This is a genomic window from Azospirillum isscasi (assembly GCF_030849505.1).
Classification (GTDB): Bacteria; Pseudomonadota; Alphaproteobacteria; order Azospirillales; family Azospirillaceae; genus Azospirillum; species Azospirillum isscasi.
Genome location: NZ_JAUJFI010000122.1, coordinates 1 through 17,281, shown reverse-complemented (window position 1 = coordinate 17,281; position 17,281 = coordinate 1). Strand labels below are relative to the sequence as shown.

Genomic DNA, 17,281 nt, shown 5'->3' with positions numbered 1-17,281 from the left:
TGTGGAGCCTCGACGGCGTCGGCCAACAGTTCGCCGACCTCTACCCCGACGCCCTGCCAGAGGGGATGACCGCCGCGCCGCGCGCTGATCGAGCATGGGGCGGCCAGCCCGTCGCGGATCATCGTCGATGATGCGGCGCTGGCCCGCGCCCTTGCCGCCTGGTGCGCCGACCGCGCGCCGGATCTGGAGGAACGGGTCGAGCCGTTCGACGCCCGACTTCTCGCCGCGCCGCCGGATGGACGGCAGCGGCTGTTCGACCTGCGCGACCTCGACGCTGAAATCGAAACGCTGCTGGGGACGCGGGTGCCGCTGTCCGGCGGCGGGTCTCTGGTGATCGAACGGACCGAGGCCATGACGGTCGTGGACGTCAACGCGGGGGAACGCGGCAACCCGCTGGACGTCAATCTGGAAGCGGCGGCGGAGATCGCCCGGCAACTGCGCTTGCGCAACGCCGGGGGGATCGTCGTCGTGGATTTCGTGAACATGCGCAACCGCGGCGACGCCGAGCGGCTGCTGGCCGCCCTGTCCCGCGCGGTGGAGGACGACCCGGCCCAGACCCAGGTCTATGGCCTGTCCAAGCTGGGTCTGGTGGAGATGACCCGCGCCCGGCGCGGCACGGCCCTGATGGATCTGTTGGGCTCCGGCCGTGCCGCCGCGGCGGAGGAGTGAGCGATGAACGACAACCGGAAACCCGCCGACAAAGCCTGCCCGATCTGCGGGCGTCCGGCGGAGGCGGAGACGAAGCCCTTCTGTTCCAAGCGCTGCGCCGACGTGGATTTGTCGCGCTGGCTGGGCGGCGTCTACCGCATCGAAAGCCCCGACCGCCCGGACGCCGGGGAGGCGGACGAGCGGGAGTGAGGGGACGGCAAAATTCTGCATTTTAGGGCTGGACAGGCCCGGCGAATTTGCCTACAAAGCGCGCCTCGACGCGCCGCGGTCTCCACCGCGGCCCCGGTGCCCAGGTAGCTCAGTTGGTAGAGCAGGGGACTGAAAATCCCCGTGTCGGCGGTTCGACTCCGTCCCTGGGCACCATTTTCCCCTTTTTGAACAAGGGGTTAGTGGTGCGATAGGTAAACCCAACTTACCTAACACAGACCTAGCACAGTCGCAGAGGACAATTTTCCTCGCCAGCTAAGCTGTTGATTTTCCTCATCTCTTAAACGCCCTTTTCCGCTGTGCTAGCACAATTCCAGCACAGCCGACCCAGCAGTGTGAACCAAGGTGGGCGACGATATGGGCGCCCTTGACGATCTGCGCGCTCCTGAACACACGTGACCTAGCCTGCTGTGCTAGGCGCTGTGCTAGAATGCCTCCACCAGTGGCGACGGCGACACTACAATGCAACCCAAGAAGTTACGGTCGCCAGGAGGGGGCATGTCGGAGCCGTTCCAGCTCTTCCGCCGCGCGGGGAGCAGCAAATGGTGGGTGCGGTTCAGCATCAGGGGCCAGGGGCAGATCAGGAAGTCCCTCGATACCACGGACGAGGCCGAGGCGAACCAGCGGGCACGCAAGGCCTACTACGAGGCGCTCTACCGCACCGAGAACGGCCTGACCGCCAGGGTGAAGACCTTTGCCGACGTGGCCGAGGAGTTCATCGCCAAGGTCGAGCGTGAGGTTGAGCGCGGCGAGCGTAAGAAGGAACAGGGGGAGAAATTCCCCGGCATCATCCGGCGCTACATGGTGGGCTATTTCGGCGACTGGGCGATGGACAGCATCACCGACCGCGACATCGACGCCTACACGGAATGGCGCAAGGACTACTGGACCAAGGGACCGGGCCGCGACATCGCGTTCATCACCTACGAGCGCGCTGGCCGGCAAATCCGCCGCCCCATCACCAAGCGCGGTCCCCCTACTCTATCCCGCCAGCGAAACGAAGCGGTGCTCCTCCGCATGCTTCTCCGATTCGCTGCAAAGCAAGGCTACATCAAGCAGGCGGCCATTCCCGAGGTCGAGGTGGTGAAGGCACCCGACGTGCCTCGCCCCAGCTTCAGCGCCGACGAGTTCGGCCGGCTGGTCGAAATCTCGATGGCCCGTATGAGCGATCCGAAGCTCAATGAGCACGTTCGGAGGGATCGGGCTATCCTGCATGCCTACATGATGATCGCCGCATTCACGGGCTGCCGGCCGACGGAATTGAAGGGGCTGAACTGGGGGGATGTGCTGGGTTACCGGGAGGGGCGCAACAAGCCTCTACGTGACCGCGACATTCGCCTTCGGGTCCGTGGCAAGGGCAAGGCTCGCACCTTCGTTCCCCAGGAAGCCGCCCTGCCATGGTTCGACACCTTGTGGATGCTCTGGGTTCGAGCCATGAAGCGCGATCCGCTCGACGCTGACCCGGTCTTCGCCACGACGGCCGGGAATCGGCTCGACAGCGTGAAGAAGAGCCTTGCCGAACTGCTGAAGGCATGCGACCTGCTGACCGACCATCGTGGTGTCCGCCGCACGTCCTATTCGTTCCGGCACTTCTACATCAGCCAGCAGCTCATCGCCGGGGTGGACATCTTCATCCTGGCCCGCAACACCGGCACGAGCAGCGACATGATCCACCGCTTCTACGCTGACGTGAAGCTGGAGTTGATGAAGGACCACCTGCGGCCCGAATGGAAGTTGTCCGCATCAATCTGATGGGAGGGGCCTATCGTGCCGCTCGACAGGCTCCTGGCGCGCGTAGGAAGCGCGCTGGCCGCGTTGTGGAGGGAGTTGCTACGCTGGTAGCCCATCTGGCGAAACGCTACGGCTGTGCGGATTTTACAGCCGTAGCTCATTGATACTCAGTTTTGCGCGCGAAGTGTATGGGCGCAGCTTTTGACATTAGAGTCTGTCCTGAAAGATTATTTCCGAGAGAGGCGGCGGAGCATCAGGCGGATCATGGCGATGCGGATGAAAGCGACGGAGGTTCGGAGGTAGAGTTCGTAATGGCGTACCAAACGGCGGCATCGGGTGAGCCATGACAGTGTTCGCTCGACCAGCCACCGCTTCGGGAGCACGACAAAGCCCTTGGCCTGATCGGAGCGCTTGACGATCTCCAACCGCCAGTCGCCGGCGTCGGCCACCTTGGTGGCCGCGACCTCCCCCTGGTAGCCGCCGTCGGCGAAGACCACCTGGATGAAGGGGAACAGCGCGCGGGTTGCCTTGTCCAGGACCAGGGCGGTGCCGTCGCGGTCCTGGATGTCGGCGCGGTGAACGGCGACGTTCAGGAGCAGGCCGAGCGTGTCGACGAGGATGTGGTACTTGACGCCCTTGATCTTCTTGCCCGCGTCGTAGCCGACCGGGTCCGCCGCAGGCCCCCCTTTTCCGCCGCGCGGACGCTTTGGCTGTCCACCACGGCGGCGGTCGGACTGGCCTGGCGGCCTTCCCGCTCGCGAACCCGCTGGTAGAGGTCGTGATGGATGCGCTCCAGCGTGCCGTCCCAGGCCCACAGGTGTAAATAGCCATGCACCGTGCTCCGGGGCGGCAGGTCCTTGGGCAGGTGACGCTATTGGCAGCCCGTCTCCAGCACGTACAACACGCCGTTCAGCACCGCCCGAAGATCGACGCTGCGGTGCCGGCCACCCCGCCGCGCCGGCGGGATCAGCGGTTCGATGAGCCGCCACTCCTCATCGCTCAAATCACTCGGGTAGCGCAGCCCGCTGCGATCGTGTCGGTCTCGTTGCTCCGGTGTCCACATCCTCGCCCCCTTCATGGAGGCTCCTTTGAATCACAACCGATTCATCCGATTCAACTTCTTCTCGGACGGGATCTGAGCTACGTCAGCTATGGGCCAGGATCGGAAGAGCAGGTCTGGAGCGATGAACAGGCATGCCTGACATTCAGCAATACTTCGGTCTGGCGCGCTGAGGCTGTTGATCCGCCCTGACCCCAGACCGGTTCCGATCCGCGCCCTAAACCTTAAAAAAACACTCACCCTTCTTGATAGTGGGTTACGCCAATAACTCTTTGAGATAAAGTTGGCAAGGGTTAGGCACTTCCCGCTTGTAAGGCTTGTTTGGCTCTGTCTTCCCAATCCCCTCCCGCTTGGGCACAGTAGGCGTTTTGTTGATCAGTGCTCGCTTTCCGCCATAGAGGACGACGTAACGCTCTTCGGCCAACGCGAGCTGAAAACCGTAAAACTCCTCCAACAAACCTAAGGCGTAGCGCACGAACTGCCGGGTGCTCTTAAATTGCCCGGAGTAACCCACAGGATTGCCGGATTTCAGATCGATGTAGAGCGCCACGAGTTTCCCATCGCGCCAAATAAGCACTACGCAGTCGCAGGCTCTGTGATGATCATGCGCTTGACCGACCGCCAACAGAGGCGACATCAAGGCCTCTTTGCGGCGCCCTTTATCGGGGTTGATGCTGAACCAATTACCCTTCGGAGCATTGAGGGTAACTTTTTTGAGTTTAGCGAGAGGGTCGTTCTCCTCGACCAGTATATGGGTATGCTGGTCTCCGCGGTAGCTGCAGCACGACAGCGATCCCAGCAGTTTTTCAGATTCCGCACTTAGGGTCATTAGAACTCGCCCCCATACAGGATTTTGCCCTGGATGGTGTTCATGGTCTCAATCGTGTCATCGAAGGTTTCTACCTCAATGCCCCGATCACAGTAAATCTTGGCCAGCTTCAGCGTTCTGATCTTGCTGCGTCGGCCTATACCCGTCGCAGGCTTTGTGGTTACACACGTCATGTAGAGCCGTACCCTGGCCGGGTCGAGCAGTTCGGCGTCATCATAGCCATACTCCTGCTGCACCGAGCGGGTATGCTCAGTACCCTGGTTCAGCATAATCAAGGTGTTGAGTTCCTTGACCAAATAATCGCTGTGGGTGGTGATGAACACCTTGATGCCCGCATTCACCATCCGCGCCACCAAGCGAGCAAAGGCGCGCTGGTTCTTGGGATGCAGATTCAATTCAGGTTCATCAATAATGAACAGATCGCCTGCACGCGCCTTACAGCGTAGGTAGAATCCTACATCCAGCAAGGCCCGAATTCCACTTGAGGCCTCGTTCATAGTAAATCGTTGCTTGCCTGTCCCTTTTGCCTGAAACACCAGCTGCTGCTTCACGACCTTATAGCTGCCGCCAATAATAGCATCGAACACTTCCACCAGTTCGGGATGATCGGCGGCCAATTCGCCGGTAAGCTTATCGATGTCTTCGAGTTGTCGCACAAAATCAACGTTGTCTTCCACCGGCCAAGCGTAACCGGTATCGATTTCCTGCAGAATTTTGAACGGATTCCGCTTAAGCTCCTTAGAGTCGATCTGGTTGATGGCCTTGAGCATGCGCGTACGGGCCATGTCCAGTTCCTTGCGGAAGATGGCCGCCCCAGTTCGTTCGGCACTAGCGATGTGCATGCGTGGAAGGTGCTGTGCGAACACAATGTCGGCAATGGCATCGGCAATGAACGCGGTTAGGTTGCCGAACGGGCGCTGTAGCACGTCCGTATCCGCTACCAGCACATCGAGTAAATTGCTCCCCGCATCCTTCTTGAGTGTGGCCAGCACTTTTCCACTGGCACCGGCTTGCACCGTGCGCTGGTAGGATTGCGCTGTAATGTCGGTCGCTCGGCAGGTGCGTGGCACACAAACCGTGTTCTCAAACACATTGTTTTCAGTGGCAAACGCACGTGGAAGGCCCATGATGTAAAGCTCACCCATGCGCTGCAGGTAGCTATCCACCTTTCCGTCAAACATCTGCACTATGTCGATGCGGTACTGGTTGGCGTCTTTGAGTAAATCGTCGATTTCGTCTTCGAGAACCACACGGAGGATCTGTCGCCAACTGCGCATAAAACCATAAATCGCATAGGTGGCATAGGTTTTGCCGGTATTGTTTTCTCCACAGATCAGCGTGAGGTCAGCAAGCTCCAGATCGACCTGATCAAGCAAGCCCAGCTTGTTGAAGTAGAAGTGCATCAGTCCCAATCTCCTTTTCCAATTGGACCCACGCCTCCAGCGCATGCCTTTGCGTGCAGTTGCGACCGTGCGAGTACTAGTGTTCTCTGTCGGCTCCGAGACTGGGCGCCGCGATGTGCACGAAACGGTGGGAAAGCCTGCATTGGCGTTCGATGAACTGGTCTCGAACTTGACAGCCCTTATCCATTCAGAATTCTCACTGATCAATCGTGTTGCCGGGTACCAGAACCGCCGTGCTCACGCTATATAGCGTTAGATGATTCTTCAGCCAATCCGGCACTTAAAGCCTTTCAGACCGCTATCTAGCGAGCGGTCCACTCGCCGGTTGTGCACGACGTCGCCGGCGATGGCTGGGCGCAGATTGCAGGGCAGCACATCATGTGGAAATCCGTGGCCTATGAGCGATTTTTCTGGCTCAAACGGAGCTGACCGGTAAAAGCATTATGATCTGCCATTCAACGATTCTTCGGCTGAAGCGCTTACGATTATCCTCTTGCGGAAGGGTTACAACTTTTTTGTCCAAATGGATAGGTCCGTCTGGTTGTTTACGTCGCGGTCGGGAATGTCTTTTCGGATCGCCCGCTGTGGGGCAGGAGTTGCCATATCCAAAGGGCGGCTCCTGTTAAGGGTTGTTGGATGCCTGCCTGAATATCCGGACCCTGCGGATGCCGCACCGGCAGGCGTCCGACAAGCCTCATATGTAGCCCTGAAGTACAGAGCGTGGATTCTCGAATCAAATTCCGGCAGCGTATGCCCAGCACATCCATCAAAACACTTTACCACACGGCGTCTCATTTTCCTTTCAGTCGACATGGGCGCCCCCAAATCGCCGGATAATCCCGTGCCAAGATGGCATCAACAGCCCGAACATTCTCCGGGGCGGTCTTACTGTTCGGCCCCAGCAGATGCGTCATATCCGTCACCGTGACGTCGTGCGCCGCTTCCAGGCTGTCATAGACGACGAACACGTCAATGCCGTGGAAGCAAGCGAGCGCGTCGAGGAACCATTGCTCGAACACGCAGGCGTCGCCACGGCGCGGTGCAGCTTCGTCGTAGAAGGATCGGAACGGGGTGCGGGTGATTAAGCTGAGCGCCTGAGTAGCGTAATTCTTGATAAACGCGCTATCGTTGCCGCCGAAAACCCCGCAGTTGACGGCACGCCGGTGCATACCAAACTCCTGCTCCGCCCATCTCCAGGCGGGAGGAAGATCAATGCAGTGCCGTGATGCAAAGGTAGTGAAGCGGTCGAGGTCGTAGGCGTTGTTTTCCGGGGCGCTGTGCTGGTCGGTGTATTCGAAATTTTGCGCGATAACGGCCTTGCTCTCAATGCCCGGTGGGACTGTCCACCAGAATAGATCATTGTCGATGTGGATGAAGGGACGGCCACGCTCCGCCATTATCCGATAGGCCGCAAGCTTGCCCGCCGCCCACCAATGCGGCGACAGGTCGGCCAGTTCACCGTCAAGGTCCACAAGGATCGCGTCGAATTCAAGCCCAAGCTGATCGACCAGCAGATGACGTCCCCGGCGATCCGTGACCAAGACGCAGTCCCGGAACTGCGGTCGAGCGACTTCAACGCTCAGCGCCAGCATCTTGAGGGTCTCCGCCCACTTGGACTCCGGTAGTGGAGTGGTCCACAGTGACCAGACGGCGGTCATGTCCAGTCGCGTCGTCGAGGTCATGATCGGGTTGGCACGCTGATACAGCCCGGACCAGCCGACCGCGCCCGCGCACAGGGGGGCTTTGTCGTAGTCCTGATTGTAGCGGTCGTATTGGGCGTGGCGCTCTTGGGCTTCGATCAGTCTCCGTTGACGGTCCATGCCGACGGTGCGCGATGCTTTAGCTTTATATCCGTTCACTTAATCAAACCCTGGTAGGCACATTAGACATCTCCAAAGCCGATACAGGAGATTCCTAACCCTCAGCATAACCCCTTTCTTGCTCAACCCCATGGTTATATCTTGCGCATCGTCTCCACCTTACGAAGCTCTAGCGAGGCACGATGCCGGTAGGTTCCGCCACACTCATCTACATAGCCTCCATCATCGGGATCAACTGGTTGTTCGTGGCCGTGCCGCTTGTGCCGGTGCTGGGCGCAATGTTTCCGCCCGTGATGCTCATCGCTGGGGTCGTGTTCGTGTTCCGGGATTTCTGCCAACGGGAAGTTGGCCACTTCGTTCTTGCCGCGATGCTGGTGGCCGGAATCATCAGCTACTTCATGTCCGCCCCTGAGGTGGCCATCGCCAGCATGACCGCTTTCCTGATCTCGGAGACCATTGACTGGCTGGTCTACACGGTCTCCAAGCGGCCTCTATCGCAGCGCATCCTCCTGTCCTCAGCATTCAGCGTGCCCATTGACACGCTCGTCTTTCTGCACATGGTCGGCATCTTTAATTGGATGGGCATGGCGTTGGTCGTGATCGCTAAGATGCTCGGGGCCATCCTCTTTTGGGCCTTCCTGCGCCATCGTGAACGTCGCCGTCCAGAATTTGCCCTGGCATGAGTTCCAAATAATGAATATCTGGCTCCTTGAAATCGAAGCGCACGAGCAGAGGTATACGCGGCAATGGCGTGACCATCTGCCGGGACAGCTCGAACGCGCGGCCCTTGATCGAGGGTATGGTGATGTTCGGGTTCGCGTCGTGAGCGGTGATGCCGCCGAACAGGTGACGACGCCGGGAGCCTTCCTGAACTTCGCCGCCACCAACCGGTTCAAGAGCAGCCAGATCATCACGGTTGCCCGCGCCTTTGAATGCGGCGAAGTCAAAGCCGGAGACCGCTTCGTCATCACCGATGCCTGGCACCCCGGCATCATCCAAATCCGCTACATGGCGGATTTGCTCAAAGTGCCCGTGGAAATCCACGCGCTGTGGCACGCCGGTTCCTATGATCCGTGGGACTTCCTTGGTCGTGACGTGGCGGACAAGCGGTGGAGCCACAGCTTCGAGCGCGCGCTGTTCCATGCGATTGACGTGAATTGCTTCGCCACGCAGTTCCACATCGACCTTTTCAAGCGAGTGCTCGGGGTTGCGGACGACCGCCGCATCCTGCGCACCGGCTGGCCGATGGAGTATTTGAGCGAGACCTTGGCAGCGCATCGCGGCGTTGGGAAGCGCGACCTCGTGCTGTTTCCGCACCGGCTCGCGCCCGAAAAGCAGGTTGAGATTTTCCGAGATCTCGCCACGGCGTTTCCGAACCATGAATTCCGCGTGTGCCAGGAAAGCGCCCTGTCGAAGCGGGAGTATCACCAGCTTCTTGCGGAAAGCCGGGTGGTGTTTTCGGCCAATCTGCAAGAAACGCTGGGGATCAGCCTCTATGAAGGCTTGCTCTGCGGTGCGGTTCCGGTCGCCCCGGATCGGCTTTCCTACACGGAGATGTATCCGTCGTCTCTTCTCTACCCCAGCGCCTGGACCGAAAGCGGGCAGGCTTACCGCACGCATCGGGCGCAGGTGATCGAGCGCCTGGGCAACGTGCTGTCGAACCCGACCAGCGAAACGGTGCTGGCAACCGCTACGGCCAGATTGCAGGCCGAGTTCTTCACCGCCACCAACTTCTACGACCGCCTGTTCGCCCCGCGCGAACGCTTGTGACGGCGCTCATACTATCGCCACCGCTTCCGATGGGAGGCGGTGGCCGGGTCAGACCGCTTGATCGTCGAAGGTCTCATAGCCCGGCCCAACCACCACGGCTTGCTCGTAGTTGTCCAGCCAAGGGCGGTATTCCTCGATCAATTGATCGGGATTGGGTTCCTTGAACACCAACTGGATCATCTTTTGGATGGCCCGGAGCCGAACCGGAACCCTGTCTTGATCTTGCTCGAAATAGCAAACATGGGCGGCGCGGATCGCTTCGATGAGGGCCTGGACGTTGTGGTTCATCACCAGATGCGCGCTTTCATCGGCCCACGCCGCGCCGTTGTCGGTTTCAACGCAGATGTCGCCCATCCGCAAATGCCGTGAAATCGCCGTGCCGATTCTCTGTTCGTCGCCCGGCCCTTGCTTCTTCCAGCGTTCCGCGATGAATTTTTCGGCCAGGAAGTCGAACAGCGTCACCTCGCTGCCGATGTTCTCCTCCCCACCAATGTTGATCGTCGGCACGCCCCACCCGTTCTTGCTCAGCGTGCAGCCTTGATAGGCATTGAAATATGCCGCGCTCTTGAACGGGCTGGCGCTGTCGTAGCTGATCTGAAAGGTCGGGTTCACATGTTCACGGATGGCCTGCTGAAGCGTGGTGAACAGGCACGCGAACTCCAAGGTGGACAGGCCGAGCACATGCAGCCAGGAGCAGCGCTGGAGCAGCCCTTCGTTCCGCATGTCGATGAGCCGCCGCAGCATCAGGCTGAGGTTGCGGCAATGCGCTCCGGCAAACGCCCAACCCTCAAAGGGGTAGTGCTTGACGGCGTCGAACCACACGCGACTTTCGGCGTCGTTCCTCCCCTGGAGCACGTTCAGGAATTTGGTCGCTCCGGGTGAACGTTCCGCAACGAACTGGTCGTTGTTGATGAGGGTTTGCCGCAGGCATGCGTTGAAACCGCGTGATTGCCCGTTGGCCCGACACATCGCCGCGAGGTCATGCCCCTCCGCCTCCAGCCGAGTGGCGTGCTTGGCCATGACACCGGAGGCGATACCGCCGGTGGGAAAATCCAGGACCATCGAATAGTCGGTGTTCGCTTCCAACCAACGCATCATGCGACGCGCTGTCACCGCACCGTCGAAGGTGATCTTATCGGTGAGGATCTGGAAACCACCGCTATCGCCGACAACGGTGGTGCGGTTCCGGTCGCGTTCGCTGACCATTGTTGATCGGCTTGCGCCCGACTTGTTTTTGGCTGCTTGTCCGGCGCTGAACAGCGCCCACGGATAGAAGAACAGCCGATTCGAAGGATCGAGAAAATTGAGATCCTGCGCGGTGAACGCGGTGATGCGCTTGAATTGACCGCTGTGCGCGAACACCGCGTAGGTGTCGCTGATGGCGGGAAGATAGAGCGCTCGATCAGCGAGGAGGCTGGAATAGTCCGTGAACATCAAGGCGGCTCGGTGAATCGTGGCCTCTTTGATGTTAGCCCATTGGAAACCTTTAGGCCCTAAAAAAATCACGGAAATTGGAACCGTGGGGGCAGGCCATGGCAGGGAAAGCCGCGTCGGGAAGCAAGAAGAAGGCGGTGATGGCGGAGACGGAGGCGGCTTACCAAGCCGTCGAAACATCCGTCGCCCTGTATGAAGCGACCGCCGAAACGGCCCGCTCTCAGCTGTATCTCGCCTTGGATGCCCTGTTCACGTTTGGCGAGAGCCAGCGCACCCGCACCGTTGGCGCCGACAATCGCAAAGAGCCGGTGCTCAAAGGGTTTGTTGAAAGCCGGGATGTCCGGTGGGGCAAGGTCGCGCAGGAAAATCCCTATCACGCGCTTGTGAAAATCGCGTTTCCCAAGGCGGGAGAGGCCTCGCGCTCCCAATACAGCCGGGTTCTCCATTTCGCCCACGATGTCTTGGAAAAGGGCGCATCGTTTTCAACGTGGCTCAATGGCTTCGACGGCAAGCTTGAAGGGGCTTACCTCGCGGCGGTCAAGCATTTCACGGAGCCGTCAAAGCGTGACCTCAAGGAGGCCATGCGCAGCCATCGCCTGGATCGGGCCCGCGAACGGTTGAGCCGTCACAGCGTGTCCGCGCCGTTCGCGCTGACGGCCCCGCTCAACCTTCAGGATGGCTATGTCGTCGCGCTGGTGCGGGTCGATGGCGGCACCCAGGCACAAATCGTCGAGTTTGTCGAGCAGGACCAGCAGCGGATCGAAGACACGCTTCTGCGCTTCGCGGAGGATGTGGAGGCGGAAATCGCCGTTCTCATGGACCGCTCGCTGTTCGCCCTGTTCCGCGCGGTCGACCTGCTCGACGGGATCGTGCCGCCGGGCAAGGTGGCGGGGAAACGGCGGATTGTGATCGCGAACAGCACAACCGACTGCCGTGTGTTCACTGCGACCAGCGACTATGTCGGGCCATGGGCGGAGCTTGTTCTTACCGCCCCGCTTCCGCATCTGACGCCGGGTACGCTTTACGCGCTGTTGGAACCGGACGCAGCTCGCTTCCGTGAACAGTTCCGGATGGACGGCGAATGGTCGCTGCTTCCTCCGACGACGGGAACATCCAACTGTCGGCTGACCAGCAGCGCCGCCAACACCGACGAGGTGTCGTTGGCTCCGCTGGCGTTGGACGGACGCACATCGCTCTATGTTGGCAGTCCACCGGCGCAGCGGGCCCGTCCCTTTGCGCTGCGTTACCAGTCGATGGTCGATTTCGTCGATGCCTACCAAACCCTGAAGGCCGGGTTGCTGAAGCCATCAAACGGTCCAGCGGCCTCCAAGGGACCGGGCAAGGGGCGTCCGCGCCTGACGATGGGGTTGGAATGGCAGTCTGGTATCATCCGGGGTGCTCCCCTGGGCGTGCTGGGTGTGGCCTTTGATCTCTTCTCAATGGCCGATGATCCCCAGCTTCCCAAGGACCGTTATCTTGGCCTGCGGGATTTCAATCGGTTGTGCGAGGCCGTGATCCCCTACGGCGTGGACCTGCAAGGCTGGTTGGTCGATTCGGCGGAGGGCGTTTCCCACGCGGCGCTGTTGCTTCGCCATGATTTCGACGGCAACCCGTTTCAGGCGCTTCTCCCCCTCCACATCAGCACCGACTTGGTCTACGCCGAAACGGCGAAGTCTCTGGAGTGCCCTGTGTAAAGGGGGCAACTGCAACCCCGCATCGGCTTGGAAAGCCATTCGTTACAAGATATCGACCGCCGCCCGCATCAGTTCGTCATTGACCTCGATGTAACGCTGGGTGGTGGTCAGGTGCTTGTGACCGGCCAGGGTCATGATGACCTTGGGGCTGATGCCGCTGTGGGCGAGCCGGGTGATGAACCAACGCCGCCCGCTGTGGGAGGTCGCCCCATCCAGCCCCGCTTGCTCGTACAACTGCCCCATCAACTGGCACAGCGTGTTGGCACTGAAGGCCGTCCGCTTCTGCGTCAGCAGCAGTGGGCGTTCCGGCTTCGCCGCGTCGCCTAGGCCGCTGCGGTAGCGTTCGATCTCCTTCCGCAGCCGGTTGTTGACGAACACTACGCGGGCATGACCGCCCTTCGTGATCTCCGCGCTGAGGCGGACCTGTTCGCGCACGGCACCGCTGCCGTCCAGTACGTCCCCCCAACTCAGGGCCGCGATCTCTCCGACCCGCAGGCCCGCGAGATAGGACAGCATGACGGCCATTCGGTTGCGGGCGGCGTGCCGCCCCTGCGCGACCACGGCCAGCAACCGCTTCTGCTCCGCGTCCGTCAGCACCCGCGCCTGTTTCATCATAACCTCATTGTGCGTGGTCAATGCGCACAAGACATTATGTTTTCCGAAGACGCGCCAATCAACCCAAGAGAGAACCCAAGGAACACCGCGGCTTTCAGCGCAAACCTCATAAAAGCAGTGTTTTGTGAGGTTTTTTGGGAGTGCAGAACATGCATTCAGAATCCCCTTGCCGATTACTGCTCAAGATTTATGCAGCCGACAAAATGATCATTAAGAACAATCGTAAGGGCTGGTGGTAGCGCAGCTGCTCACCCCCTCTGGAAGGCGCAGGTGGAAAGTACGAGCGGGAGCCCGCTGAGCGTCCGGGTGGAAAGACGTTGACAGGACGAACGCGGCGCATTGAGGAACTGGAGACCAAACTCAGGCAGCCTCCAAAAACACCGGACAATTCGTCGCTGCCGCCGTCCAAGGGGCACAAGGCCAGCCGGTCGCCGGGCTCGGGCAAACGGCACAAAGGGCATCCGGGCGTGGCGCGGGCTTTGGCGGAGGCGCCGACACGACTGTCGATGCGTTGGCCGCGGCCTGCCCGCGCTGCGCCCATGCTCTCAGCTCAGCCGACCAGCTGGACGTCTACGCCTACGACCATATCGATATCCCGTTGCTCAAGCCGACGTTGACTTGGGTCCACTGGCATGCTGGCGTCTGCCCGTGCTGCCGTCGGCGCTTCACCGCCCCGGTTGCGACCGGTCTGTGGAGCCCGGCTCGCCCTTCGGACCCAGTCTGTGTGGGCTCATCATCCACTTGCACGTCACCTAGGCCATCGGCTTCGAGCACTTGGCGCGCCTGATGGCCGAGGTGTTCGGCGTGATGATCAGCAAGGGCGCGCTCGTCAACATCCTGCGCCGGCCATGTGCGCAGCTACGCCAATTGCGGTGTGGTACCCAGCGATGGCCGCCAAAGACACCAGGGTGCATGCCGTCGCCAACGCCGCTTGCCCCTAGGGGTTCTGCATGGTTTCCTACATTACACTGGAAATTTTCGCTCCGCTAAGTGATTATCCGGTCCTTAAGCTGCCCACCGTGGCCGCCTAATCAACCTCGAACTCGACTGAGGTTTGGTGCTGCTCCACTACGCCCAGGCGCACAATCAAATTTTGAGAATGATGACTGATAGATGCCCTGCAAACGTATTCGAATTCGATAGCATTGGTCGCGCATGGCTGTCGTTGCTCCGTCATGTTGTCGATACAGGTGTTCGACAGAACGATGAAATAATTGAAGTGACTCATCTCCAATTTGAGATTTCAGACACCGAGTCCCACGACAAAATCCTGCGGAGGCGCGCCCATCAAGGTCACATTGAAGATATGATCTCCGTATTCTTCAATGATGAGCCGAATAGATTCGGGCACAGCTACCGCAAGCTCGTACACGGCCCCGCCGGCAGAGACGACCTTGAGGACGTCATAGCACTTCTGCGAGCTGAACCGGCCACGAAGCGAGCGGCGATTGTATTGGCTGGCGACGGTTCGAAAGTCCCCTGCCTCTTGGCTGTCCACTTTATGATTAGGGGCGGAAAGCTGGAAACATCTTATTTTGCGAGAGGCCAGGACATCCTCATGAAGTTCTATGCGGACTCTTATGCCGTCAGAACTATGTCCAAGCGCATCGCTGACGCTATCGATGTTCCCGTGGGACGACAGGTTGGAAGTATCGTTTCAGCCCACGTTTACCTTAAGGATCTTGAAGAGGCTGAACGCTTGTTGGCTGCCGAGGGGCAATAAATGCGCATTTTCTTAGTGATGCCCAAGTCGCTTAGCCCAAAGCAGACCTATCGCGAATACCCCCTGGGACTTGGCTACCTCGGAACAGTGCTTGCCCAGGCAGGGCACGAAGTTGCTATTCACGATCAGCTGGTCGAGGGGACGAACACCGTCGGACTGGTTGCAGCAGCAGAAGCTTTTGGCCCAGACGTCGTGGGGTTTTCTGTGATAACCCCGAACTATCCGAACGTCCCCGGCATCATCCAGTTATTGCGAGAGCGCATTCCTGGGACACCGATTATGGCCGGAGGTGTTCATGCGTCGCTGTTCCCCGCCGACCTAATCCGTGACGGTGCCGACGCTGTGCTTGTCGGTGAAGCGGAGTCCGTTATCGTTGCCCTGGCCGAGGCGCTCGCGCAACGCCAGTCGCTCTCCCACATCCCTGGATTAACTTATCTCGACCCCGAACGCGGTATAGTGCAGTCCAACGCTAGGCCAGCTGCCACCACCCCTGAGCACCTGCCCATGGTGGATCGCTCCCTATTCAATCTGCCGCGCTACCAACACCACTCCCTGTTGGCCTCGCGGGGCTGCCCCTATAAGTGCACATTCTGCTGCAATTACTCGGGGACGATTCTGTCCAAAGGGCTTTCTGTTCAGCCCTACCAGCGGGTGATCGACGAACTCCTGGAGATCCAGAATCGATTTAGCGGTAAGGAGGTTTTCTTTGCGGACGACATTTTCCTGGTTAAACGCTCCAATATCCTCCAGTTCTGTGATGCATATAAAGATGCCCGACTTGCCCTGAACTGGGTTGGACAGATGCGCGTTGACACCGTAACAGACGAGCTGACCGCTAAAATGGCTGAAGCTGGGTGCAAGCGGATCTACTTTGGCGTTGAGAGTGGTTCGGAAGCCATTTTGGAGCGCACTCGGAAGAGAGTCACAGTCAACAATATCCGTCAGGGCATTTCTGCCACCAAGCGTGCAGGTATCCGCGTCAAAACTGGATGGATCTTCGGCCTGCCAGGAACACTGGAAGAGCAACGGATGAGCATCGACCTTATGCTTGAGACCCGCCCTAACGACATCTCGATACATCAGCTGATACCGTTCCCTGGGACGGAGTATTATAACAACCCCTCCGCCCACGGTATCCGCATTAAGGATCCGAAGGATTTTGCCAGCTTCTGCTACGGCGGGCTGGGCGACAACATTACTTTCGACTACATGTCTCGTGAACAGTATCGCGACCTTATTGCGGAGACGGTCAACCGCCTGGAAGCAGCCGGCTATGTCAGCAGTGACGTGGCCCAGCCCGGCGCAGAGTTCGTTTACACCACGCCCCTGTCTTCGCACTCCATCAGAGTGTTCAATTCAGGCAGCGTATCCACGGGAGAGGTCTAATTGCATTCCCTCCTACCGCCCCTGCCCGCCTCCCTCTGCCCTGGGGAGTCGTTTTCGGTCATGGCAACGATTGGCCCGACATTCGAAGCCGCCGAGCACATTGCCGAAGGCCTCCATGCAGGTTGCCGCTGGATACGCCTCCCCCTGGGATATCGGAACCGAGATCACATCGGGTCAGCAAAAGCGGTTTATGAGGCCAAGCGGATCGCCGGCCAGGAGTGTGCGCTAGCTGCTGACCTCCCGTCTGCCCGCCCCAGGATCGCGAGAATGGGGACTGAGCGACAGGTTTCCCCGGGCGACAGCCTGACATTTGGAGCTGGCACCGCTGAAATCCAGTTCGAGCCGGTCACAGAAGTCATCGGGGCCATAAAGCCAGGCCAGAGGCTGCTGATGCTGGATGGCCGCGTCGAATTCACCGTCAGCAACATCTCCGGCGACCAATTCTCTGCGGCTTGTCGGTCTGGTGCTGGAATCGTAAAAAATGGCAACAGCCTGGTGTTTCCCGACACCGACATCCGCTACCGAATAGTCACGACCGAGGACATCGACGTCTTGGTCAAGATGGCGTCACAAGGATGTCCCGCTGACTGGGTGATCCTGTCTATGGTCACCTGTGCCGATGACATCCGTGATGCAAAAGTTGAGCTATCGAGGCACTCCCTCGAACCTCGCGTCATGGCGAAAATGGAGACAGTGAAGGCCGTCCACAACGCGCGGGAAATCATAGCTGTTGCCGATGGTTTTCTGATCGGCCGTGGCGACTTGGGCTTAGCGGCTCCGTGGAAAGAATTGCCATCCATCCAAGATCACTTGACCAGCATTGCCCTTGAGTTGGACAAACCCTGCGTGGTGGCGACGCAATCATACCGGCGAGCGGAGCCACTGACTCATTGAGAGGGATTCCCAAGGCCGGCAATCCGTGATTCGATTCCCCATCGCG

The 17,281-nt window shown here is 59.6% G+C and carries 14 protein-coding genes, 1 tRNA gene and 1 pseudogene; 10 read left to right on the top strand and 6 right to left on the bottom strand.

The window, feature by feature from the left end; genetic code table 11:
• Positions 1-84: 84 nt before the first annotated feature.
• The 4 genes from QSG27_RS20680 (at position 85) to QSG27_RS20665 (ending at position 2,628) form a co-directional block, all read left to right on the top strand.
• Positions 85-669: a ribonuclease E/G gene (locus tag QSG27_RS20680; RefSeq protein ID WP_306709446.1), complete on the top strand. Its 585-nt coding sequence runs from the start codon at positions 85-87 to the stop codon at positions 667-669.
• Positions 670-672: 3 nt separating this feature from the next.
• Positions 673-858 carry a DNA gyrase inhibitor YacG gene (gene yacG, locus QSG27_RS20675; RefSeq protein WP_306709444.1) on the top strand — a complete coding sequence of 62 codons (186 nt, stop codon included), beginning with the start codon at positions 673-675 and terminating at the stop codon, positions 856-858.
• Positions 859-956: 98 nt separating this feature from the next.
• Positions 957-1,032, top strand: a tRNA-Phe gene (locus tag QSG27_RS20670).
• Between the two features lie 342 nt (positions 1,033-1,374).
• Positions 1,375-2,628 (top strand): tyrosine-type recombinase/integrase, encoded by a 1,254-nt coding sequence (locus QSG27_RS20665; protein ID WP_306709443.1) that lies wholly within the window; start codon positions 1,375-1,377, stop codon positions 2,626-2,628.
• A gap of 206 nt (positions 2,629-2,834) precedes the next feature.
• Here the strand turns inward: QSG27_RS20665 and QSG27_RS20660 are convergent.
• From QSG27_RS20660 to QSG27_RS20645, 4 genes and pseudogenes are all read right to left on the bottom strand, one after another.
• Positions 2,835-3,670: pseudogene (locus QSG27_RS20660) on the bottom strand (IS5 family transposase).
• A 253-nt stretch (positions 3,671-3,923) separates the two neighbouring features.
• Entirely contained in the window at positions 3,924-4,496 is a 573-nt protein-coding gene (locus tag QSG27_RS20655; RefSeq protein ID WP_306709441.1) for a hypothetical protein, read from the bottom strand.
• Positions 4,496-5,899 (bottom strand): AAA family ATPase, encoded by a 1,404-nt coding sequence (locus QSG27_RS20650; protein WP_306709439.1) that lies wholly within the window; start codon positions 5,897-5,899, stop codon positions 4,496-4,498. The genes QSG27_RS20655 and QSG27_RS20650 overlap by 1 nt, the downstream gene beginning before the upstream one ends.
• 791 nt (positions 5,900-6,690) lie before the next feature.
• Complete coding sequence (locus tag QSG27_RS20645; protein WP_306709437.1) at positions 6,691-7,758, bottom strand: DUF6734 family protein; 1,068 nt, start codon at positions 7,756-7,758, stop codon at positions 6,691-6,693.
• A 143-nt stretch (positions 7,759-7,901) separates the two neighbouring features.
• Between QSG27_RS20645 and QSG27_RS20640 the strand changes: the two genes are divergently transcribed.
• A complete protein-coding gene (locus tag QSG27_RS20640) occupies positions 7,902-8,402 on the top strand; it encodes a VUT family protein (protein WP_306709435.1) in 501 nt (166 codons plus the stop codon).
• Positions 8,403-8,412: 10 nt separating this feature from the next.
• Complete coding sequence (locus QSG27_RS20635; protein WP_306709433.1) at positions 8,413-9,489, top strand: glycosyltransferase family protein; 1,077 nt, start codon at positions 8,413-8,415, stop codon at positions 9,487-9,489.
• Positions 9,490-9,537: 48 nt separating this feature from the next.
• Here QSG27_RS20635 and QSG27_RS20630 read toward each other — a convergent pair whose 3' ends face one another.
• On the bottom strand, positions 9,538-10,923 hold the full coding sequence (locus tag QSG27_RS20630; RefSeq protein ID WP_306709431.1) for a hypothetical protein: 1,386 nt from the start codon (positions 10,921-10,923) through the stop codon (positions 9,538-9,540).
• Positions 10,924-11,021: 98 nt separating this feature from the next.
• Here QSG27_RS20630 and QSG27_RS20625 point away from each other — a divergent pair, with 98 nt between their 5' ends.
• Positions 11,022-12,617 (top strand): hypothetical protein, encoded by a 1,596-nt coding sequence (locus QSG27_RS20625; protein ID WP_306709430.1) that lies wholly within the window; start codon positions 11,022-11,024, stop codon positions 12,615-12,617.
• A 42-nt stretch (positions 12,618-12,659) separates the two neighbouring features.
• Here QSG27_RS20625 and QSG27_RS20620 read toward each other — a convergent pair whose 3' ends face one another.
• A complete protein-coding gene (locus QSG27_RS20620; protein WP_306709428.1) occupies positions 12,660-13,229 on the bottom strand; it encodes a tyrosine-type recombinase/integrase in 570 nt (189 codons plus the stop codon).
• Positions 13,230-14,289: 1,060 nt separating this feature from the next.
• Between QSG27_RS20620 and QSG27_RS20615 the strand changes: the two genes are divergently transcribed.
• From QSG27_RS20615 to QSG27_RS20605, 3 genes are read left to right on the top strand one after another with little or no spacing between them, the layout of a single operon-like run.
• Positions 14,290-14,955, top strand: coding sequence for a thymidylate synthase (locus QSG27_RS20615; RefSeq protein WP_306709427.1), 666 nt, complete (start codon positions 14,290-14,292; stop codon positions 14,953-14,955).
• The gene (locus QSG27_RS20610; protein ID WP_306709426.1) at positions 14,956-16,341 is read left to right on the top strand and encodes a B12-binding domain-containing radical SAM protein; all 1,386 of its coding nucleotides are present in this window, start codon (positions 14,956-14,958) and stop codon (positions 16,339-16,341) included.
• A gap of 60 nt (positions 16,342-16,401) precedes the next feature.
• On the top strand, positions 16,402-17,235 hold the full coding sequence (locus tag QSG27_RS20605; protein WP_306709425.1) for a pyruvate kinase: 834 nt from the start codon (positions 16,402-16,404) through the stop codon (positions 17,233-17,235).
• The last annotated feature ends 46 nt before the right edge of the window (positions 17,236-17,281 follow it).